The organism is Haloarcula sp. MBLA0163, from assembly GCF_055632435.1.
The window spans coordinates 3,265,218-3,286,992 of the sequence record NZ_CM145745.1 but is presented as its reverse complement, the minus strand read 5'-3'; the positions used below and the strand labels follow the sequence as shown (position 1 = coordinate 3,286,992).

General features: G+C 69.3%; 20 protein-coding genes and 1 tRNA gene. 14 read left to right on the top strand and 7 right to left on the bottom strand.

Translation table 11 applies throughout. The annotated features are described in order from the left end of the window. Positions 1-93 precede the first annotated feature (93 nt). Positions 94-921, top strand: a complete 828-nt coding sequence (locus ACV7GQ_RS17545; protein WP_470311489.1) for a hypothetical protein — start codon at positions 94-96, stop codon at positions 919-921. A 343-nt stretch (positions 922-1,264) separates the two neighbouring features. Here ACV7GQ_RS17545 and thsB read toward each other — a convergent pair whose 3' ends face one another. From thsB to ACV7GQ_RS17530, 3 genes are all read right to left on the bottom strand, one after another. Continuing rightward, positions 1,265-2,929, bottom strand: a complete 1,665-nt coding sequence (thsB, locus tag ACV7GQ_RS17540) for a thermosome subunit beta (RefSeq protein ID WP_470313180.1) — start codon at positions 2,927-2,929, stop codon at positions 1,265-1,267. 189 nt (positions 2,930-3,118) lie between these two features. Further along, positions 3,119-3,508 (bottom strand): DUF7383 domain-containing protein, encoded by a 390-nt coding sequence (locus tag ACV7GQ_RS17535; protein ID WP_470311488.1) that lies wholly within the window; start codon positions 3,506-3,508, stop codon positions 3,119-3,121. A gap of 72 nt (positions 3,509-3,580) precedes the next feature. Next, positions 3,581-4,414, bottom strand: coding sequence for an NAD+ synthase (locus ACV7GQ_RS17530; protein WP_470311487.1), 834 nt, complete (start codon positions 4,412-4,414; stop codon positions 3,581-3,583). A 218-nt stretch (positions 4,415-4,632) separates the two neighbouring features. Between ACV7GQ_RS17530 and ACV7GQ_RS17525 the strand changes: the two genes are divergently transcribed. The 12 genes from ACV7GQ_RS17525 (at position 4,633) to ACV7GQ_RS17470 (ending at position 16,387) form a co-directional block, all read left to right on the top strand. Beyond that, positions 4,633-4,703 (top strand) — tRNA-Gly (locus ACV7GQ_RS17525). 410 nt (positions 4,704-5,113) lie between these two features. After that, positions 5,114-7,522, top strand: a complete 2,409-nt coding sequence (locus ACV7GQ_RS17520; RefSeq protein ID WP_470311486.1) for a bacterio-opsin activator domain-containing protein — start codon at positions 5,114-5,116, stop codon at positions 7,520-7,522. Positions 7,523-7,711: 189 nt separating this feature from the next. Then, positions 7,712-8,890, top strand: a complete 1,179-nt coding sequence (locus tag ACV7GQ_RS17515) for an ATP-binding protein (RefSeq protein WP_470311485.1) — start codon at positions 7,712-7,714, stop codon at positions 8,888-8,890. 69 nt (positions 8,891-8,959) lie between these two features. Next, positions 8,960-9,964 (top strand): AAA family ATPase, encoded by a 1,005-nt coding sequence (locus tag ACV7GQ_RS17510; RefSeq protein WP_470311484.1) that lies wholly within the window; start codon positions 8,960-8,962, stop codon positions 9,962-9,964. 97 nt (positions 9,965-10,061) lie between these two features. After that, positions 10,062-10,370, top strand: coding sequence for a 30S ribosomal protein S24e (locus ACV7GQ_RS17505; protein ID WP_470311483.1), 309 nt, complete (start codon positions 10,062-10,064; stop codon positions 10,368-10,370). After that, entirely contained in the window at positions 10,371-10,502 is a 132-nt protein-coding gene (locus ACV7GQ_RS17500; RefSeq protein WP_135303338.1) for a 30S ribosomal protein S27ae, read from the top strand. It begins immediately after the preceding gene. 9 nt (positions 10,503-10,511) lie between these two features. Continuing rightward, complete coding sequence (locus tag ACV7GQ_RS17495) at positions 10,512-12,197, top strand: bifunctional N(6)-L-threonylcarbamoyladenine synthase/serine/threonine protein kinase (RefSeq protein ID WP_470311482.1); 1,686 nt, start codon at positions 10,512-10,514, stop codon at positions 12,195-12,197. A gap of 38 nt (positions 12,198-12,235) precedes the next feature. Further along, on the top strand, positions 12,236-12,652 hold the full coding sequence (locus ACV7GQ_RS17490) for an EamA family transporter (protein WP_470311481.1): 417 nt from the start codon (positions 12,236-12,238) through the stop codon (positions 12,650-12,652). 133 nt (positions 12,653-12,785) lie between these two features. Continuing rightward, entirely contained in the window at positions 12,786-13,064 is a 279-nt protein-coding gene (locus ACV7GQ_RS17485; protein WP_470311480.1) for a DUF5808 domain-containing protein, read from the top strand. A gap of 56 nt (positions 13,065-13,120) precedes the next feature. Then, a complete protein-coding gene (locus ACV7GQ_RS17480; RefSeq protein ID WP_470311479.1) occupies positions 13,121-13,771 on the top strand; it encodes a non-canonical purine NTP pyrophosphatase in 651 nt (216 codons plus the stop codon). After that, positions 13,768-14,559 carry an SDR family NAD(P)-dependent oxidoreductase gene (locus tag ACV7GQ_RS17475; protein ID WP_470311478.1) on the top strand — a complete coding sequence of 264 codons (792 nt, stop codon included), beginning with the start codon at positions 13,768-13,770 and terminating at the stop codon, positions 14,557-14,559. Before ACV7GQ_RS17480 ends, ACV7GQ_RS17475 begins: the two co-directional genes overlap by 4 nt. A gap of 130 nt (positions 14,560-14,689) precedes the next feature. Continuing rightward, positions 14,690-16,387 (top strand): methyl-accepting chemotaxis protein, encoded by a 1,698-nt coding sequence (locus ACV7GQ_RS17470; protein ID WP_470311477.1) that lies wholly within the window; start codon positions 14,690-14,692, stop codon positions 16,385-16,387. On the opposite strand, the gene ACV7GQ_RS17465 is transcribed toward ACV7GQ_RS17470, so the two are convergent. The 4 genes from ACV7GQ_RS17465 to ACV7GQ_RS17450 form a co-directional block, all read right to left on the bottom strand. Continuing rightward, positions 16,384-16,860 (bottom strand): DUF7384 family protein, encoded by a 477-nt coding sequence (locus tag ACV7GQ_RS17465; RefSeq protein WP_470311476.1) that lies wholly within the window; start codon positions 16,858-16,860, stop codon positions 16,384-16,386. The genes ACV7GQ_RS17470 and ACV7GQ_RS17465 overlap by 4 nt on opposite strands. Before the next feature lie 305 nt (positions 16,861-17,165). Continuing rightward, positions 17,166-17,825, bottom strand: a complete 660-nt coding sequence (locus ACV7GQ_RS17460; RefSeq protein ID WP_470311475.1) for a potassium channel family protein — start codon at positions 17,823-17,825, stop codon at positions 17,166-17,168. 51 nt (positions 17,826-17,876) lie between these two features. Beyond that, positions 17,877-19,418: a DUF7282 domain-containing protein gene (locus ACV7GQ_RS17455; RefSeq protein ID WP_470311474.1), complete on the bottom strand. Its 1,542-nt coding sequence runs from the start codon at positions 19,416-19,418 to the stop codon at positions 17,877-17,879. A gap of 187 nt (positions 19,419-19,605) precedes the next feature. Continuing rightward, the gene (locus ACV7GQ_RS17450; RefSeq protein WP_470311473.1) at positions 19,606-20,577 is read right to left on the bottom strand and encodes a DUF7282 domain-containing protein; all 972 of its coding nucleotides are present in this window, start codon (positions 20,575-20,577) and stop codon (positions 19,606-19,608) included. A 267-nt stretch (positions 20,578-20,844) separates the two neighbouring features. Here ACV7GQ_RS17450 and rnz point away from each other — a divergent pair, with 267 nt between their 5' ends. Then, complete coding sequence (gene rnz, locus ACV7GQ_RS17445; protein WP_470311472.1) at positions 20,845-21,768, top strand: ribonuclease Z; 924 nt, start codon at positions 20,845-20,847, stop codon at positions 21,766-21,768. Positions 21,769-21,775 lie beyond the last annotated feature (7 nt).

Below are 21,775 nucleotides of genomic sequence, written 5' to 3'. Positions count from 1 at the left end.
CACGTCGCGGCACTTATACTCCCGGCGCCGGGTCCCACGTGGGAAACGACCGTGGCCCGAGTCGTTATCCGTCGACAGTTCCTCTCTCGTGACATGCACCGTGGGGTCGCCGTCGCGGCGTTGGCGCTCTGTCTCGCCACCGCGGGGTGTACCGGCCTCGTCGGGTCGGGCTCGCCGTCGGCCGGCGAGACGGTGACGCCGGCACCGGTGCCCGCACAGCCGCCGGCGCCGGTCGCCCCGGGACTCACCGAGGCGGGTGTCACCGACACGCGAGCGCTCGCACGGGCCCACGTGGCGACGCTCGGGAACGTCTCCTACACGCTCCGGCACAGCCGGACGGTCCAGACGGTGAACGGCACGGTCCGGCTGCGGCAGGTCACCACGGGCGAGTTCGGCGCGAACTACCGGACGTACGTCGCGACCCGGACGCTCACCGGGACCGGGGTGCCGCCGACGGAGATTCGGACGCGCTGGGCCGACGGACGTGCGGTCCAGTGGACGACGGTAAACGGGACGACCCGGCGGGCAGTCGTCGCCGACGGCCGGGGCATCGGCGCGCCACCGCTCCCGCCGCGGGCGGCGCTGTTCTTCGACCCGACGTACAACGGCCGGGTCGCCGCGCTGTTCGAGGGCGCGAACGTCACCGGCGTCAGCCGGACCAGCGAGGAGGTCATGCAGACCTACCGGGCGCCGGTGTACCGCGTCGCCGCCGACGGCGCGGCCGACCGTTCGAAGTTCCCGGTCGTCGCCGCCGACCGGGTCGGGGGCGTCCGCTTCACCGCCCTCGTCGGCCCCAGCGGCGTCGTCTACGGCTACGGGACCCAGTACACGGTCGTCCGGAACGGGACGAGACTCCGGGTGACCGAGTCCATGCGGTACAGCGACCTCGGGACGACGACGCCGGACCTCGACGCGGCGTAGTCGGCGAGTCACCGTCCAGCGCGGGGGCGTCGACCCGTTCCGGGTGACGCTCGCGGTGTCGACGGTCGCCTGCGACACCCCGGACGTCGACGCGATGTCTCCGCTTCTGGGTGGGAGACTGGTCGGTGCTGGCGTGTGCTTCGTGGTGTGAACTCCCGACGACAGCGGGTCACAGAAGAGTTGCAGTAAGCATCCGGCGCGCGCAGCGCGTCGGTTCAGGGGACCGCGAGGCGAACGGCGGGACCGTGAGCAGCGAGGTCCCGTCTCTTTCGCCCACGTTTTTCGAGGAGCGGTCCCGCAGCGAGCGAAGCGGCTGAGGAGAGGTGGTGCCGAAAAGGTGGCCTTACATCATGCCGCCCATGCCGCCGCCCATGCCGCCCATACCGCCGGGGGCGCCACCGGGGCCGCCGGGCCCGCCTTCGTCACCGTCGCCGGACGTCGAGAGGTCGCCGGCGGCGATGATGTCGTCGATCTTGAGCACGAGGTTCGCGGCCTCTGCAGCCGAGGAGACGGCCTGGGTCTTCGCGTGGGCCGGCTCGACGACGCCGGTGTCGAGCGTGTTCTCGACCTCACCCGTGAAGACGTTCAGGCCGGCGCTGACGTCGCCGTCCTCGTGGGCGGCGCGCAGGTCGACCAGCGTGTCGATGGAGTCGAGACCGGCGTTCTCCGCGAGCGTGCGCGGGATGATCTCGAGCGCGTCGGCGAAGGCCTCGACGGCCAGCTGTTCGCGGCCCTCGACGCCGTCGGCGTAGTCGCGGAGGCGCGCGGCGACCTCGATCTCGGGGGCGCCGCCGCCGCCCAGCACCGCGCCGTTGGCGACGGTGGAGGCGACGACGTCCAGCGCGTCCGTGACGCCGCGTTCGAGTTCGTCGACGACGTGGTCGGTCGAGCCGCGCAGGAGGAGCGTGACGCCGTGGGCGTTCTCGCCGCCCTCGACGTAGAACAGCCCCTCGTTCTCGTCACGGGAGACCGTGCCGTGGCCGAGGTCGTCCTCGCTCGCGGAGTCGAGGTCCGAGACGATGCTCGCCCCGAGGACCTCCTTCAGGAACTCGATGTCGGACTTCTTCGCGCGCTTGACGGCGAGGATGCCCTTCTCGGCGAGGTAGTGCTGGGCCATGTCGTCGATGTTCTTCTGGCAGAACAGGACGTTGGCGCCGGTGGCCTCGACCTTGTCGACGAGGTCCTTGAGCTGCTGTTCCTCCTTGTCGAGGAAGTTCTGGAGCTGGCTCGGGTCGTCGACGGAGAGCTGGGCGTCGACCTCCGTCTCGTCGAGCTCGATGGCCGTGTCCATCAGGAGCACCTTCGCGTCGTCGACCGAGGACGGCATCTCCTCGTGGACGGGGTCCTTGTCGATGACGGCGCCCTCGAGCAGTTCGGAGTCGCCGGCGGAGCTCCCGGTCTGGGTCTCGATGTTGAGGTACTCGAGGTCGGCGACGACGGAGCCGTCCTCGGCCTCGACGGTGACCGCGTTGACCGCGTCGACGATGATCTGGGCGAGCAGTTCCTTGTTGAGTTCCGCGCCCTTGCCGGTCATCGACGTCTCGGCGACCTTCTTGAGGAGCTCCTCGTCGTCGGGGTCGACGTCGGTCGCGATGTCCTGAATCTCCTGCTTGGCCTCCTTCGCGGCCATGTCGAACCCTTTGATGATGGCCGTCGGGTGGATGTCCTGGTCGAGGAGGTCCTCGGCGTTCTTCAGGAGTTCCCCGGCGATGGCGACGGCGGAGGTGGTGCCGTCACCGGCCTCGTCCTCCTGGGTCTCGGCGACCTCGACGATCATCGAGGCCGTCGGGTTGTCGATGTCCATCTCCGTGAGGATGGTGACGCCGTCGTTGGTGACGGTGACGTCGCCCATCGAGGAGACGAGCATCTTGTCCATGCCCTTCGGCCCGAGTGTCGAGCGTACGGACTCCGCGACCGCGCGTGCGGCCGAGATGTTGTGCTCCTGTGCGGACTTGTCCTTCATCCGCTGGGCGTCTTCACCGAGAATTATCATCGGCTGGCCCTGCATTTGGCGCTGGCTCATAGTCAGCGAAAGATTGCATGTGGTTCTATATAAAAGTACAGGTTAGGAGCGAGTCGGTGGGGTGAAATCGGTGGACCGAGACGCGCCCAAACCACCGGACTGCGACCCAGACTGCCGGGAGCCGTGTGACAGCTTGCCACGGCAGCTCCCCGGCCGTACCGGCGTTTTATATACCTATTCTACGGGCTCCTTCCAGTGGACGATGGCCGTCCCGACGACGAAGGCGTCCTCGCTGTCCCGGTCGCGTTCGAACTGGAGCGTGTTCTCGCCGACGTGGAGGTGGTCGGCGGCGACGGTGTCCATCCAGTACTGCCAGCCGCTGCCCGGCGCGATGTCGAACCCCGACAGCGGCCGGTCGTTGAGACAGATCTCGTGGGTGAACGCGTCGACGCCGTACACCTGCATCTCGATGTAGGGCTCGCTGGGCGTGTCGGTCGGGACCTCGAAGGCCACGGGGTCGGTGCTGTCGCCCGAGAACTCGGCCCACGGGACGTCCAGCGAGTCGCCGTCGGGGCCGAGATGTTGCTGGAACGTACAGCGTGCGTAGTTCGCGCGGTGGGACATACCGGACCGACGACCGGCGCCCAGTTAAATCACGGTGGGGCCGACGGTGCGGTCGGACGCCGGCGAGCGCGGTCAGTACAGCGGCTCCGGGCCCGGCGGCATCGCGCGCTTGTGCGCGCTCGACTCGTACATCTCGCGGACCTGTTCGACGACGGCCTCGGGGACGCCGATGTGCTCGGCGGTGGCGGCCTTCGGCACGCCGCCGTCGACGTGGAGCGCGAGAATCGAGTCCAGCGTGTCGTAGTCCATCCCCATCTCCGCGGCGTCGGTCTGGCCGCTCCACATCTCGGCGCTGGCCGTCTTCTCCGCGAGGTCGTCGGGGACGCCGACGTGTTTCGCGAGCTGGCGGACCTGCTGTTTGTACAGCGGCGCGATGGGGTGGCAGTCGACGGCGCCGTCGCCGTACTTCGTGTAGTAACCCACCAGCGCCTCGCTCCGGTTGCCGGTGCCCAGCACGAGGGCCGACTCGTGGTTCCCGACGAGGTAGTTCAGCACGGCCCGACAGCGCACGCGGAGGTTCCCCACCGCCAACTGGTCGTCGGCGGCGTCGGGGTAGGCGTCGAGGAACGCGTCGACGAGCGGGTTGATCTCGACGACGTCGTACTCGATGCCCAGCAGCTCGTCGGCGACGCGTTCGGCGTCGCTCATGTTGTCGGCGCGGTTGACCTCGCTGGGCATCACGAGGCCGTGGACGGCGTCGGGACCGAGCGCCTCGACCGCGAGGTGACTGGTCAGCGTGCTGTCGATGCCACCGGAGAGGCCAATGACGGCCCGGTCGACGCCCGCGGCGTCGAGCTGCGCCTCGACGAAGTCGGTGATGTGCTCGCGGTGCGCCGCCAGTTCGGCCTCCGAGAACGTGAGGTCGAGCGGGGTGTCCGCCCGCACGACGGTGTCGGCTTGGGCCATACCTATCGGTGGGCCTAATCGAACAAATAGCCATCCATCGGCGCCGTATTTCCGGACGTGTGTCCACCGAACGGGCGACGTCCGGGCACGCTGTCCAGTCGGTCGCCGTCCGCCGGAAGCGCTACGTTCAAGTGCGACGGTCGTAGAAGGTTCGTGTGAGCGCGCCGCGGTGCGCGGGACTGCGGAACCCCACGGTGCGTGAGCGTAGTGAGCGTCGTGCGCCGGTGGTCCAGTGGTAGGACATTGGCTTCCCAAGCCAATAGCCCGGGTTCAATTCCCGGCCGGCGCATCCTGTCGTCAGTACCCCGCGAGCGGCTGCTCGGGCTCTTCGCGCCCGGACCACACGTCCGGACGGTCTCGTCGACGAGCATCGACGGCGAGCGAAGCGAGGGCGGCGTCGACACAGGGTGTCAGAATCACGAACGCACACATTGTATCTCCTTAAACACGACTATACGCTAGTTTTATCCAGTAGAAGCGCACGTGTGTTCGTGTATCTATGGCAGAGTGTGCCAATTGCAAAGAGAGGGCGATACACGTCTGGAAACACCGCCGGCCGACGGAGACGATGACACATCGCACGGTCGAGTGGCTCTGTGCGCGGTGTCACCCGGGGATGAGCGACACACTCCGGAACGAGGGCGCGTAACGGTCCGGGACCCTACACCTTCTTGTGGCGGAGTTGCTAACCAGTTAGGTATGGATAGCGGGGATACCGTCCTCGTCTGCGGGACCGACGAGGCGGCCGTGGCAGAGACGGCCAGTGGACTGGCGGCGGTGGGGGCGCAGTTCGACGTCGTGACGGCCGACAGTGAGGCGACGGCGAGCGCCGTCGGAGCGGTCGACTGCATCGTGAACGACGGCGTCGACGTGACCGACCTGGTCGAACAGATACGCCGGGACCGGCCCGGCGTCCCGCTGGTCGTCTTCGGACGCGGGTCACCGGACGCCGTGGACGCGCTGCTGGCGTCCGAGGGCGTCGAGTACGTGCAGCGCGGGACCGACGAGCAGTACGTCGTCCTCGCCCACCGCATCGACCGGGTGGTGGCCGAGCGCGGTTCGGCGACGGTCGGCGCCGGCGAGTTCGACCGCCACGGCGAGGTCATCGAAGCGCTCGACGACGGGGTGTACGCGCTCGACGAGGAGGGGCGGTTCGTCTTCGTCAACGACGGGATGGCCGAGCTCACCGGGTACGGCGTGGACGAGCTGCTCGGCGAACACACCAGCGTCATCAAGGACCGCGAGACGGTGGAACTGGCCGAGTCGAAACTCGCCACGCTGCTCTCCTCGGACGGGCCCGACGAGGTCGGGACGACGTTCGAGCTGGAGCTCCGCCGGGCGGACGACGAGAGGGTACCCTGCGAGGACCACATGACGGTGCTGTACGGGCCGGACGGCTCGTTCCGCGGCACCGCGGGCGTCATCCGTGACATCACCGAACGGAAGCGCCGCGAGGAGCTGCTCTCGGCTCTGCAGGAGACCTCGCGGGCGCTGATGCAGGCCCCCAGCAGAGAGGAGGTCGCGAGCATCGTCGCGGGCGCCGCCGAGCGGGTCCTCGGCCTCGACATGGCCGTCGTCCGCCTCTACGACGCCGACGAGCGGGTGTTACGGCCCGCGGCAGCGACCGACGCGGTCGTCGAACGGCTCGGCGAGCGGCCCGTCTACGCGCTCGACGAGGGCCGGCCGGGAGAGGTGTTCGCGTCGGGCGAGGCCGCGACGCTGAGCGAGCCCCACGAACTCGACGACGGCGGTCCGACGGTGCAGTCCGGCCTCTACTTCCCCATCGGCGTCCACGGGACGCTGAGCGTGCTGTCGATGGAGCCCGACGCGTTCGACGACATCGACCGGCAGGTCGTCGCCCTGCTCGCGACCAACGCCGCGGCGGCGTGCAACCGGGCCAAGCGCGAACAGGAGGTGCGAGAGACCCGGGAACGCATCGCGACCATCCTCGACCGTATCAACGGTCTCATCGAGAACACCGTCGAGGTGCTGGTCGAGGCGACCACCCGCGAGGCCGTCGAGGCCGGCGTCTGCGAGCAACTGGCCGCGACGGAGCCCTACACCTTCGCGTGGGTCGGCCGCCCCGACGTCCAGGGGACCGCACTGACCCCGAGCGAGTGGGCCGGTGACGCTGCGATAGCGATGGACGACTTCTCTGTCCCGCTGGACGACGGCGCGCCGGGTAGCGCCGCCTTCACCGACCACACCACCGAGATACTGGACGACCTCTCGGCCGCCGACGGCGAGTGGGTCGACCGGGCTCGCGAGGCCGGCGTCGCCTCGGTGATGGCCATCCCCCTCTCGTACACGGACTCGACCTACGGCGTACTGTACGTCTGCGCGGACGAACCGGACGCCTTCGACGACCGCGAGCAGGTCGTCCTCGAAGCGCTGGGGCGGGCCGTCGCCAACGCCATCAACGCCATCGAGAGCGGGAAGATCCTCTCGGCGGACAAGGTCGTCGAACTGGAGTTCACCGTCGACGACCGCGACCTCCTCCTGAGTCGTCTCTCGGCCGCGACGGGGGCGACGTTCACCTCCGCCGGCGCGGTCACGCAGGACGACGGCTCCATCCGGCTGTACCTCACGGTCGAGGGCGGGGACAGCGAGGCGATTCTGGCCGAACTGACCGACGACGACGCGGTCGTCGGCGCCACCTGCGTCGCCGAGCACGAGGGGAGCGCGCTGTTCGACGTCACCGTCGGCGAGTCGCTGCTGGGGACGCTGGTCGACCACGGCGCGGTGCCGAAGGCCATCGCCGGCGAGAACGGCATCGTCCGGTACACCATCGAGCTGCCCTACGAGACCGAGGCCCGGGCGGTGTTCTCGCTGGTCGAGGACAACTACGGCAACACCGACCTCGTCGGCTACCACGAACACGAGCGACCGGTCCAGACCCAACAGGAGTTCCGGGCGTCGCTGGCCGAGCGGTTCACCGACCGGCAGGAGACGGCCCTGCGGACCGCGTTCCTCGGCGGGTTCTTCGAGTGGCCCCGCGAGGTGGACGGCGACGAGCTCGCGACGGCGATGGACATCTCGCGGCCGACGTACCACCAGCACCTCCGGGCTGCCCAGCAGAAGGTGTTCGAGGAGTTGTTCGAACGGTAGCGAGGTCTGAGCGGGGGCGAAGACCTCGACAAGCGAACGGGGAGCGGCGGGAGCCATGAGCGGTAGCGAGGGCCCGAGCGGCAGCGAAGACCCTCGAGCGCGACGGCGAACGGCCCCCGTCGGGTGGCGGTGTCACATCCTGACACTGGGGCAACGTATATTACACGCCTAGTTGACATTTGGGTAGAGATGGGACGGGGCGGGGACCGGACGCGGTGGCGGACAGTCCGAGAGTGGTGGGTGCCGACGGTGAGCCTGATGGCGCTGGGGGCGCTGACGGCCGTCGTCTGGGTGCAGGTGTCGACGCCCGCGTACGCACTGCTGGACATCATGCTGCCGACGGCGTTCGTCAGCGTGGCCGTCTGGCAGGGGCTCCGACTCCGCCGCGACGACGGGTTCGAGGACGTCGACACGGTCGTCCGGTGGTTCACCGGCGGGCTCGTGGTGATGGCCTGTCTCGGGCTCTGGCCGGTGCTCCTGCGTGCGGTCGGGCAGCCGACGGTGCCGGTCGGCGTCCGCCTGCTGACGGAGGTCATCGCCGGCGGGCTGTTCGGCCTGCTCGTCGGCGTCTACAGCGTCCGGGCACGCCAGTCCGCCGAGCGAGCCACGCAGGCTCGCGTCAGGCAGGAACTGCTCGAACGGCAGCGCGAGGCCAACGACCTGCTGAACCGGACGCTCCGACACCAACTGCTCAACAGCCTCACCGTCGTCCGGGGCCGGGCGGAACTGCTCGCGGAGCGGACCGAGGCGGACCCGGAGCGGTGGGCCACGACGGTCGTCGACCGCACCGACCGGATGGCCGACACCGTCGAGGAGATCGCCCGGATAACGCGGACGCTGACCGAGGACACCGACCTCCACGCGCGGTCGTTGCCCGCGGTCGTCCGGTCGCGCGTCGCCGCCGCCCGCGACAGCTATCCGCGGGCGGCCGTGACCGTCGAGTCGGTGCCCGACTGTACGGTCCGGGCGAACGACCTCTTCGACAGGGCGCTGGGCAACGTCGTCGAGAACGCCGTCGAGCACAACGACGGCGACCGACCGACGGTGGCCGTCAGCGCGACCGTCGACGACGGCGTGGCGGTCGTGACCGTCGCCGACGACGGCCCGGGCATCCCCCAGAGCGCGCGCGAGCGGGTGTTCGAGGCCAACCAGCGCGGGCTGGAGAGCGACGGCGACGGGCTCGGGCTGTTCCTGACGGCGTCGGCGGTCAGACAGTACGGCGGCGAGGTCCGAATCAGCGAGTCGACGCTGGGCGGTGCCGCCGTCGAGTTGGTCCTGCCGCTCGCGGACACCGACCCCTCGGCCGCCGTCGGCGCCGACCGGAGCGACGACGAGATGGCGGCGCCGGACCGGCGCGCGCCGCCGTAGGACCGCGCCCGACGCCGGCACCCGGACCGGGGGATACTTGTCGGGCCCTCGCCTACCTCAGCCCGACAGATGGACGCGCCGTTGTGGACCGAGACCCACGCGCCGACACTCGAAGACATCCCGCAGCCGAAGCCCCGCGAGCACCTGCAGGGCGCCGTCGAGGAGCCCATGAACCTGCTGGTCCACGGGCCGAAGGGGGCCGGCAAGACGGCCGCGGTGCGCGCGTTCGCAGAGACGGTCCACGACAACCCCGACGCCGACTTCACCGAACTCAACGTCGCCGACGTCTTCGACATGACGAAGAAGGAGGTGGCCAACGACCCCCGGTTCTCGTCGTTCATCGACAGCAAGCGCCGCCGGGAGTCCTCGAAGGCCGACCTCATCAACCACGTCCTGAAGGAGTCGGCCAGCTACACGCCGATGTCGGGGAGCTACAAGACCATCCTGCTGGACAACGCCGAGGGGATGCGCGAGGACTTCCAGCAGGCCCTGCGCCGGGTGATGGAGCAGTACTACGAGGCGACGCAGTTCGTCATCGCCACTCGCCAACCCTCGGCGCTGATTCCGCCCATCCGCTCGCGGTGTTTCCCCGTCGTGATGCGGGCGCCGACCCACGAGGAGACGGTCTCCGTGCTCCGGGACGTCGTCACCGCCGAGGGCGCCGACCACGACGACGACGGACTGGAGTACGTCGCCGGCTACGCCGAGGGCGACCTGCGGCAGGCCATCCTCGCCGCCCAGACGACCTACGAGGAGGCCGGCGAGGTGACGATGGACGCCGCCTACGAGGTGCTGGCCGACGTCGAGGCCGACGACGCCGTCGCGGACATGGTCGAGGCCGCCGAGGAGGGGCGCTTCTCGGACGCGCGCTCGACGCTGGACGACCTGCTGGTCGACGAGGGGTACGGCGCCGACGACGTGCTGGAGGAACTGCTCGAGGTCGCGCGGTCGCGGTACTCCGGCCGGCGGCTCGCCGAGGTCCACCGGCTGGCCGGCGAGACGGACATGGCGCTGACAGACGCGGCCAACGAGCGCATCCACCTCTCGCACCTGCTGGCACAGCTACGGACGTAGCCGTGGGAACTGCACACCAGTCACAGTCCCGAGAACCGGGAGTTGCGGCTTCGAAATCCTTTTAGGCGCTTCGGCGGGAATCTATGGACAACGAACCATGGATATCGACATCATCGACGAGGAGCAGAATCCCATGTTGCACCGAACGGACGTCCGGTTCGAGGTCGTCCACGACGAAGCGACGCCGTCCCGTCTCTCTGTGCGTGACTCCCTCGCGGCGACGCTGAACAAGGACGCCGAAGAGGTCGTCATCCACGAACTCGACACGAAGTTCGGCATGCGCAAGACGGTCGGCTACGCGAAGGTCTACGACAGCCCCGAGTACGCCCGCGACGTCGAGCAGGACCACATGCTCGAGCGCAACAAGATCGTCGCCGACGGCGAGGAAGAGGCGGAGGAAGCATAGATGGCCCGGAACGAGTACTACGAGGACGGCGAACTGGTCAAGGAGAACTGCCCGCGCTGCGGCGACACGGTGCTGGCCGACCACGACGACCGCAAGCACTGCGGCAAGTGCGGCTACACCGAGTGGAAGTAAGGCCGCGTCATGCGCGTTCTCGGTATCGAAGGCACCGCCTGGGCAGCCAGTGCTGCGGTGTTCGAGACTGACGACCCCAGCCGTGCCACCGACGACGAACACGTCTTCATCGAGAGCGACGCCTACCAACCCGAGAGCGGCGGTATCCACCCGCGCGAGGCCGCCGAGCACATGGGCGAGGCGATTCCCGAGGTGGTCCGGGCGGCCATCGACCACGCCCGCGAGCGAGCGGCCGCGGCCGGTGAGTCGGGACAGCCCATCGACGCCGACGAGGGCATCTCGTCGAGCCAATCGACGTCGCCGATCGACGCCGTCGCCTTCTCGCGAGGCCCGGGGCTGGGTCCGTGTCTGCGCATCGTCGGCACCGCCGCCCGCGCCGTCGCCCAGCGGTTCGACGTCCCGCTGGTGGGCGTCAACCACATGGTCGCCCACCTCGAAATCGGCCGCCACCGCTCGGGGTTCGAGTCGCCGGTCTGTCTGAACGCCTCCGGCGCCAACGCCCACCTGCTGGGCTACCGGAACGGCCGCTACCGCGTGCTGGGCGAGACGATGGACACCGGCGTCGGCAACGCCATCGACAAGTTCACCCGCCACGTCGGCTGGCAACACCCCGGCGGCCCGAAGGTCGAACGCCACGCCCGCGACGGCGACTTCCACCCGCTCCCGTACGTCGTCAAGGGGATGGACTTCTCCTTCTCGGGCATCATGAGCGCCGCGAAGCAGGCCGCCGACGACGGCGTGCCCGTCGAGGACGTCTGCCGCGGACTGGAGGAGACCATCTTCGCGATGCTGACCGAGGTCGCCGAGCGGGCGCTGTCGCTGACAGGGGCCGACGAACTGGTGCTGGGCGGCGGCGTCGGGCAGAACGACCGCCTCCAGCGGATGTTGCGGGAGATGTGCGACCAGCGCGGCGCCGACTTCTTCGCACCCGAGAACCGCTTCCTGCGGGACAACGCCGGGATGATAGCCGCCCTCGGCGCGAAGATGTACGCCGCCGGCGACATCCTCCCGGTCGAGGCATCGGGCATCGACTCGAACTTCCGGCCCGACGAGGTCGCGGTGTCGTGGCGCGGCCCCGAGGAGTCCGTCGACCGGGTCGTCGAGACGGAGAGCGAGGTGCAGGGCGCCGAGGCGACGGTCAGCATCGAGGCCGACCGCGTGGTCAAGGACCGCGTGCCGCGGAGCTACCGCCACCCGGCGCTGGACGAGCGCCTGCGCGTCGAACGCACCCGGCAGGAGGCCCGCCTCACCAGCGACGCTCGCCGGCACGGCGTCCCGACGCCGCTGGTGCTCGACACCGACCCCGAGGAGGCCCGACTCGTGTTCCAGCGGGTCGGCGCGTCGGACCTGCGGGAGGCGCTGACCGAGGACAGCGTGGCCGCCGTCGGCCGCCACCTCGCCCGCATCCACGACGCCGGGTTCGTCCACGGCGACCCGACGACCAGGAACGTCCGCGTCGACGCCGGCGCGGACGGCCGCGTGTTCCTCATCGACTTCGGCCTGGGCTACTACACCGACGAACCGGAGGACCACGCGATGGACCTCCACGTCCTCGCCCAGTCGCTGTCGGGCACCGCCGACGACCCCGAGACGCTGCTGGCCGCCGCCGAGGACGCCTACCAAGCCGAGAGCGACCACGCCGAGTCGGTCTTCGCCAGCCTCGACGACATCGAGGGGCGCGGTCGCTACCAGTAACCGGAACGCAAAGGGGCGAGGGCGCGCTGGACGTAGCTATGAACTACATCGCGTGGGCGGTCCTCGCGCTCGTCGGCTACACGCTCGTCCCGCCGCTGGCGAAACTGGCGACGGCCGACATTCCCAGCGACGTGGTGCTCCTCATCTCGAACGGGATTCTGGTCGTCGCCGCCGTCGGCCTCGTCGTGGCCACGGACCTCTCGGTGACGGAGTACCTCACCCACGAGGACGCCATCTACGCCTACGGCGCCGGAATCGCGCTGACCGTCGGCATCGTCGCGTACTACCGGGCGCTGGCGGCGGGCCCGGTCAGCGTCGTCGTCCCCATCTTCGGGATGTTCATCGCGACCAGTTCCATCGTCGGCATCCTCTTTCTGGAGGAGTCCCTGACCGCGCGGAAGGCCGCCGGCATCGCCCTGGCGGTGTTGGCCGTGTACCTCACGTCCGTCGAGTGAGTCCCCGCTGGGGCCGGGAGGCCTGCGAGCGGAGCGCCCCGCTTGCCGGCGGGGAGGCGCATTCTGTCTGGCCCGCCGACGAGCGAGGTGGGTAGTGACAAACGACTTAACGGCGGGGGCAGTACAGAGACGTATGGCAGACAAACCGCAGTCTGGGACCCTGTTCGGCGTGCCGTACAACTTCGAGCGACCGAGCCTCAAGCGGCTGGTGTCGTCGTACTGGCAGCCGGGCGACGGGATGCTCGTCGAGAAGCCGTTCGGCATCGGCTACACGCTGAACCTCGCCAACTGGCGGTCGTGGGTCGTCCTCCTCGTGGCCGGCGTCATGCTGTACCTCGAACGCAACAGCGGGTCCGAGGAGTTCGAGGACGAGGAGAGCGAGGACGAACCCGTCGAGGTCGTCGTCGACTGAGACACGCCTGTCGACGGACCGACGCCTCTTTTGTCGCCGGCCGCCCCTGTGCCGGTATGCTCAACTTCGTCACGACCAACCCCGGGAAGGTCCGGGAGGCCACCGAATATCTGGACGACGAGGTGGTCCAGTTCGACTTCGACTACCCCGAGATACAGGCCGACGACCTCGGGGCGGTGGCGGCCCACGGTGCGCGGGCGGCCTATCGGGCCGCCGACGGGCCGGTCATCGTCGACGACGCCGGTCTGTTCATCGACGCGTTCGACGGCTTTCCCGGCCCGTACTCCTCGTACGTCGAGGACACCGTCGGTGTCGAGGGCGTCTGGCGGATGACCGACCCCGAGGACGACCACGCCGCGGCGTTCAAGACGGTCATCGCCTACTGCGACGGCGAGGACTTCGCCGCCACGCCGGACCCGGTCGATAGGGACGAACGCCGCGGTCAGGACCTCGCGAGCGACGAGCGCGGGGCCGCCACCACCGACGAGCAGGTGGCCGGCGGCGAGGAGTCGCTCCCGGTCAAGCTGTTCGAGGGGCGGGTCCCCGGCGCAATCGTCGCGCCGCGCGGCGACGGCGGGTTCGGCTTCGACCCCATCTTCGAACACGACGGGACCACCTTCGCCGAGATGAGTACCGAGGAGAAGAACGCCGTCTCCCACCGCGGACGCGCGCTGGCGAAGTTCGCGGAGTGGCACGCCGAACGATGAGCGAGGGGGCCGCCGAAAGCGACGAGCGCGGTACGGCCCTGATCACTGGGGCTTCCGCCGGCATCGGCGCGGCGCTGGCCCGCGAGTTCGCCGGTCACGGGCACGACGTGGTGCTGGTGGCCCGGCGCGCCGACCGCCTCGCGTCGCTTGCTGCCGACCTCGAACGCGAGGGGGTGAGTGCGGAGACCGTCGCGACGGACCTCGACACGGCGTCGGCCGCCGAGGACCTCCACGAGACGGTGACGGACCGCGGCATCGAGGTGGACGTCCTCGTCAACAACGTCGGCGTCGGCACCTACGGCCCGTTCGCCGAGAGCGACCTCGACGCCGAGCGCACCCAGCTGCGGCTGAACGTCGTCCTGCCGGTCGAACTGACCCGTCTGTTCCTCGAGGAGTTCGACGGCGGCGGGAAGGTGCTGAACGTCGGCTCGGTCGCCGGGTTCCAGCCCGGCCCGAACCTCGCGGGCTACTACGCCAGCAAGGCCTACGTCAACAGCTTCACCGAGGCCGTCGCCGAGGAGCTGCGCGGCGACGTCGACGTGACGCTGCTGTGTCCCGGCCCCGTCGACACCGAGTTTCAGTCACGGGCGGGGATGGGCGACTCGGCGGTCGGGAGCCTCACCTCGAACACGCCCGAGGCCGTCGCCGAGGCCGCCTACGAAGGGCTGATGGCCGGCGAGACGGTGGTGATTCCGAGCCGTGCGATGCGGGTCGTGGACCTGCTGGGGCGGGTGACGCCCCGTCCCGTCGTCCGCCGGGTCGCGAAGTGGGTCAACGGCGGCCGCTGAGTCCCGGGACCGGACGGCGAGTCCGACGAGCGTGAGACCGGGAGGACGTCCCGTTTCTGCCGGCGGTTGTCTTTTCGGATTTCGAGAACGGCGACGTGTATTGAAATATCGGACTGCTGAATACCGGCGTATGTCGAACACGTTCGTCCGCCGGTACAAAGAACTGATACGCTGGTCGCTCGACGCCTTCGGCGTCGCCGGCTCCGTCGAGCGGAAGGTGCTGACGGCCGTCGGCCTCCAGTTCGCGGCCTCGGTGGCGCTGGCCGCCGTCGCCTTCCTCCTGAGCGGCGTCGTCCAGTTCGCGCTCACCGCGCTCCTGTTGACCGGCGCCACGGTCGCCTTCGCCAACACGGTGTTCATCACCCGCGAAGACCTCGTGGACCCGGTCGTCACCCTCTCGGAGCGGGCCGACCGCATCGCCGCCGGCGAGGTGGCCGTCGACGTGCCCGACAGCGACCGCGAGGACGAGGTGGCGAGTCTGCTGGCCTCCTTCGACGCCATGCAGTCCTCGCTGGAGACGGTGTCCCGGCAGGCCGACGCGCTCTCGCGACAGGCGTTCGACGACCCGGTGCTGGACGAGGACGTCCCCGGGACGTTCGGGGCGTCGCTGGACCGGATGGCGACGAACATGGCCGAGTACACGACCGAACTCCAGGAGATGACCGAGGACCTCGAACGCCGCTCCGAGGCGCTCTCGGAACTGGTGGCGGCCTTCGGCGACGCCGCCGAACGGGCGAAGGACGGCGACCTCACGGCGACCATCGACGCCGAGTTCGACGACGTCGACGCGGAGTTCCAGCGCGTCGTCGCCGACTACAACGACCTCGTGACGACGCTCGCGGACACCCTCGGCGAGGTGACCGCCTTCGCCGACGAGGTGGCCGCATCCGGCGACACCGTCACCGAGAGCGTCGCCGAGATAGACCGGGCCAGCGACGAGATAGCCCGCTCGGTGCAGGAGATCTCCGCGGGGGCGAGCCAGCAGTCGGACCGCCACGACAGCGTCGCCGAGGAGATGAACACGCTGTCGGCGACCGTCGAGGAGATAGCGGCCACCGCCGACGACGCCGCCCGGACCGCCGACCGGGCCGCGACCCGCGGGCGTGAGGGGCGCGAGGAGGCCGCCGCCGCGATCGAGGAACTGGAGACGATGGCGGGCCGCATCGACGCCATCGCCACCTCGGTCGACGGCCTCGTCGAGCAGATAGCCGAGATAGACGAGGTGGTCGACCTCATCACCGACGTGGCCGAGCAGACGAACATGCTGGCGCTGAACGCCTCCATCGAGGCGGCCCGTGCCGGCGCCGAGGGTGACGGGTTCGCCGTCGTCGCCGACGAGGTGAAGGCCCTCGCCGAGGAGACCCGCGACGCGGCGGCGGACGTCTCCGAGCGCATCGACGCGGTCCAGACGGCCGCCAACGAGACGGTGAGCGACGTGGAGGCGACGAACGAGCGAGTCGCCGACAGCACCGACACCATCGAGGCGACGCTGCGGAACTTCGAGGACATCGTCGACGTGGTCGGCGAGGTCAACGACGCGATCCAGGAGATATCCGACGCGACCGCCCAGCAGGCCGAGACGACCCAGGAGGTCGTCGTCGCCGTCGACGAGGTGGCGGCGGTGAGCGACCAGACGATGGCGGAGGCCGAGTCCGTCGCGGCCGCGACCCAGCAACAGACCGCGAGCATCTCCGAGGTGTCCGACGAGGTCCGTGCCGTCGCCGACCGGACCGACGACCTCCACGACCTGCTGACCGAGTTCGACGTCGGCGACCGCATCCGGACCCGGGAACGGACGACGGCGGTCGCACCGAGCGCCGACGACTAGGCCCGCGGGTCCCGGTCCGGTCCGGGGTAGGTTCCGCCCTCGACGGCCTCGTACAGCGACTCGGGGTCGAACAGGCGCGCGAAGGCGTCGGGCGGCCGGACGCTGACCTGCATGTGTGGCTGGAGCGACAGGCCGGTCTTCGCGCTGCGCAGGCCCTCGTCGAACGTGAGCAGGTGAGCGGCGTCGCCGCGGTAGGCCGAGGCCAGCGCCGGGTGGTCGCCCGCGGGGTGGTCGACGGGCTCTCGTTCGGCCTCGATTCGGGCGCGCCAGTCGGCGGCGAGGGCGCCCTCGCTCAGGTCCCGGATCACGGCCTCGGCCTCGTCCAGCAGCGGGTCGCTGGCGACGAGCGTGACCCACGAGTGCCGGCGGACGTGGTCTATCGCCTCGCGGGCGGCGTTGTCGTCCCCACAGAGCACGTCCGCCGCGAGGACGTCGGCGTCGGCGACGACGCGGGCGGGGGCGGCCTCAGTCATCCGCGGCCTCCCCGCGGCGTTCGCGGAGTCGCGCCCGCACGGCGTCGACGCTGGTCTCGTGTGCCCGCGCTCGCTCGAAGATGTCGGCCCAGGTCATAGTCGACGGGACGCCGCCGGGGACAAAAAGCCGTACCGTGTGCCGTCCGTCTGACGGGAGTTTATATCGGGTCCGAGCATCTCGTCCACACGGGCGCGCAACGGCAATCTACACCGCTGCTTGCGTGCTTGCAGCGCATCCCATCCTCCCGGCGCGCGCCCGGACACCGCACCCCTTTCCGTTCTCGACCGACCCAGTTCTGGCAGTCTCAGGCCTCGCCGCGGAGCGACGCGCGGACGTCGTCGAGCCCGTCCGGGGCGGCCATCACGGCGACGCTGTCGCCGGCCTCGATGACCGTCTGGGGCAGCGGAATCGTCATCGGTTCGTGACCGCTGCCGTGGGCGTAGATGTGGGCGTCGCCCGGCAGTTCCACCTCGACGACGCGCTTGCCGACGAACGGCGACCCCTCGGGCACCTGCACGCTGGCGATGGAGAGGCGTTCGGTCAGGTCCGCGAGGACGTTGAAGTCCCCGCCCAGCAGCGCCGTCTTCGCGCCCGCGGCGCCGAGTCGCTCGGGGTAGATTATCTCGTCGACGTCGGCGGCGTACTTCTCGTAGATCTCCTCGCGGTAGTCCGCGTCGATGCGGAGGACGGTCCGACAGCCGTGTTCCTTGCCGATCATACAGGCCGTGAAGTTCGTGTTCAGGTCGCCGGTGAGGCCACCGATTGCGTCGGCGGTGTCGATGCCGGCCTCCTCTAAGACCGACTCCTCGTTCCCGTCGCCGGCGACGACGGTGAACCCCTCGTCGCTGGCCCGGTCGACCTTCTCGGGTTCTCGTTCGACGATGACGACGTCGTGGCCTTCGCTCTGGAGGATGCGTGCGGTCCGGGTACCGACGCGACCGTACCCGACGATGACGAACTTCATGGCGCGGGGTACGACAGCCAGGGATAAAAATGTGAACGTGTGACAGGGTCGTCAGCCGGCGGTTTCGTTGTCGACGGTGACGTTCCCCGCGTCGACGACGGGTTGGCCGTCGGCCACGTAGGGGCCGTCGTCGTCGCCGGCGCTGGTGACGAAGTCGTACGTCTCGTCGCCGGTCGTCTCCAGGTGTGGCATCGCGACGAGCGTCTGGTCCTCCGTCAGGGTCGGTTCGGCGAAGCCGGCACCCGGTACGTCGAACAGTTCGACGGTCACCTCGTCGTACTCGCCGGGTTCGAGGAGCTCCGAGACGCCGATGACGCTCCCGATGACGTTGCCGTCGAGCAGGCTACTGTCGTGGATGACGACGTAGCCGCCCTCGGGGACGGAGACGTCGGTCACGACGACGCTGGTCCCGTCCGACTCCTGGTCGGCGAGGGTCACGCTCGCCGTCGGTGCCTCCGTCTCGTCGTCCTCGGGTGTCTCCGTCTCGTTCTCGTCCTCGTCTTCGTCCGCACCGGCGACGGTGACGTTCGCGGCGTCGACCACTGGTTCCCCGTCGGTGAGGAACGGCCCGTCGTCGGCGCCGTCGCTGGCGACGAAGTCGTAGGTCTCGTCGCCCGTCGTCTCGTTGTGCGGCATCGCGATGAACGTGCCGTCCTCGGTCAGTTCCGTCTCGTTGAACTCGGCGCCCTCGACGTCGAACAGCGTGACCGTGACGTTCTCGTACTCGCCCGCCTCGAGGTACTCGGAGACGCCGACGACGCTCCCGACGACGTTGCCGTCGAGCAGGCTACTGTCGTGGATGGTGACGTACCCGTCGCTCGGCAGGACGAGTTCGTCGACGGTGACCGTCGTCCCGTCGGACTCCTGGTCGTCCATGGCGACGGCGGCGTTCTCCGGACCGGGCTCCTCGACGGTGATCTCGGCGAACTCGCCCTCGTCACGGGTGAAGACGCTGTGGACGTACGTGCCGGGCGGGACGCCCTCCGTCGAGACGTTGAACGTCACGTCCTCGTCGTCCTCGTCGTCGATGGTGACCGACTCGGTCTCGACCAGCGAGCCGGCGAGCCAGAACGAGACGTCCTGCGTGGTGTCGAAGTCGTTGGGGTTCTCGAGTTCCACGTCGACAGTGACCGTCTCGCCCGCTTCGACGGTGTCGGGCGCGTCGAAGTCCTCGATGGTGAACGACTCCGAGACGACGAGCAGCGCCGTCTGGCCGTTCGAGCGGGTGAACACGCCGTGGCGGTAGTCGCCGGGGTCGAGACCCTCGGTGTCGGCGGCGAAGGTGACGACCCGACTCTCGCCGGGGTCCAGCGTGAGGACCGCGCTGTCGGCGACGGCCCCACCGACGCGGAACTCCACCGGCTGCGTGCCGCGCTGGGTGCCGTCGTTGGTCACCTCCGCGACGACGGTGACGGTCGACCCGGGTGCGGTGCTATCGGGCGCCGACAGGATGTCGACGGTGAACGACGCCGACTCGGCTGTCGGCCCGTCCTGTTGTTGTGCTGTTACCCCGGGGACGGCGCCGACCTGCGCGGCGACCCCGCCTGTGGCAATCAATGCGAGCAATACGGCGAGCGTTCTGGTTCGTATCATGGCTTAATTCCCGTCGTCAGTGGGTCGACGACGCGGACGATGGGTAGGTAGGAGCGCCGATAAACGGCTCAGACAGTTCAGAATCGAAGGCCCGCCCAACCGACTGCTAAGCTCGAATTAGCGAAAGAAAGGCGAACTTTGACTGTCCCACGTGACGGTGACCGCAGCCTTTGGATGGGGCGCGGCGTCAGCCGGTGGCCTCGCCGGGCGTCCCCGTCGGCGTGGCGGTGTCGGTGCCGCCCTCGGTCGGCGTCTCCGTCTCGGTCCCCGACTCTGTCGGTGTCTCCGTCGGCGTAGCAGTCTCCGTCCCCGACTCGGTCGCCGTAGCGGTCTCGGTACCGCTCTCGGTCGACGTCTCCGTCTCGGTGGTTTCGTTCCCGGTGTCGGCGACGGTCACGTTCGCGCTGTCGGTCACCGGTTCACCGGCGACGACGTACGGGCCGTCCTCCAGCGTGAACGTGGTGACGTAGTCGAACGTCTGGTTGTCGTTGCTGTCGACGTGCAGCATCGCCGTGAGGGTCTGGTCCTCGGTCAGCGTCACCTGCCCGCTCCCGTCGGTCGTCTCGTTGGTCTCGGTGGTCGTCTCGTTCGTCTCGGTGGTCGTCTCGTTCGTCTCGGTGGTCGTCTCGTTCGTCTCGGTGGTCGTCTCGTTCGTCTCGGTGGTCGTCTCGTTCGTCTCGGTGGTCGTCTCGTTCGTCTCGGTGGTCGTCTCGTTCGTCTCAGTCTGTGTTTCGGTCGCAGTTTCGGTCGTCGTCTCGTTCGTCTCGGTGGTCGTCTCGTTCGTCTCAGTCGTCGTCTCGTTCGTCTCGGTGGTCGTCTCCGCCGTCGTCTCCGAGCCGAAGTCGGCGCCCGGCACGTCGAACAGCGTGATCGTCACTTCGTCGTGCTGACCGGGCTCGAGGTACGCCGAGACGCCGATGACGCTGTTGAGGGCGTCACCGTCCTGCAGCAGTTCGTCGTGGATGACGACGTAGCCGCCGTCGGGGACCGTGACGTTGGATACCGTCACGGTCGTCCCGTCGGACTCCTGGTCGTCGAACGTGACCGAGGGCGTCAGCGTCTCGTTCGCCGTCTCGTTACCCGGGGCCGTCGTCTCGTTGTCGGCCTGTGTCTCGTTGCCTGTCTCCGGTGTCTCTTGCTGGGCTGTCACGCCGGGCACCGCAACCACTGCCTGCGCGGCGAACAGTCCCGTAACAAGGACAGCCAAAAACACAGCGACGAATTTAGTCCGTGTCATGTGAATCAGTAGCGTCAGTTCGCTGACGACGCTGACGGTGGGACACGGGGGGACCGGATAAACAGCTACAACAGTTCAGACCCGAAGAGAGAGCCATCCGAGCGCAAGGCTCACGTTAGCGCTCGAAAGGTCGGCTTTGGCGGCCGGCTTTCGACACGCGTTTACGCGGCGGCGGCCGACGACAGGACGATGCGAGTGACGTTCCTCGGGACGAGCGGTGCCATCCCGACGACCCAGCGCAACACCAGCAGTATCTTCGTCAACCGCGAGGGCGACTACCTCCTCTTCGACTGCGGCGAGGGCACCCAGCGCCAGATGATGCGCTACGGCACCGGGTTCGCCGTCGACCACCTCTTCGTCACCCACCTCCACGGCGACCACGTACTGGGGATTCCGGGCCTCCTCCAGACGTTCGACTTCAACGACCGCGAGGACCCCGTCGCCATCCACACGCCGGCGGGCACCCGCGGGAACGTCAAGCAGCTCATCGAGGCCAACGGCACGACCCCCTCCTACCCGGTCCGCATCAACGAGGTGTCGGCGGGCGACACCGTGCTGGACCGCCCGGAGTACGAGGTCCGGGCCATCGCCACCGACCACCGCTGTGCCTCGGTCGGGTACGTCCTCGCCGAGGACGACCGCAAGGGCGAGTTCGACCGCCAGACGGCCGAGGAGGAACTGGGCATCCCGCCGGGGCCGAAGTACTCGAAGCTCCACCGCGGAGAGCCGGTCGAACACGACGGCCGGACCGTCCAGCCCGAGGAGGTGGTCGGTCCGCCCCGGCCCGGTCGGACGTTCGTCTACACCGGCGACACGCTGCCGACGCAGTCGGTCGTCGAGGCCGCCGAGGGCGCGGACCTGCTGGTCCACGACGCCACCTTCGCCGAGGACCGCGAGGAGCGCGCGAAGGCGACGGCCCACTCCACGGCGAGGGAGGCCGCCGACGTCGCCCGCCAGGCGGACGTCCGAACACTGGCGCTGACCCACGTCTCGACGCGCTACGCCGGGCAGGCCCAGCGGCTGGCCGAGGAGGCCCGCGAGCGCTTCGACGGGGAGGTCTTCGTCGCCGAGGACGGACAGGAACGACACGTCCAGTTCCCGGACGGCGAGTGAATCCGGC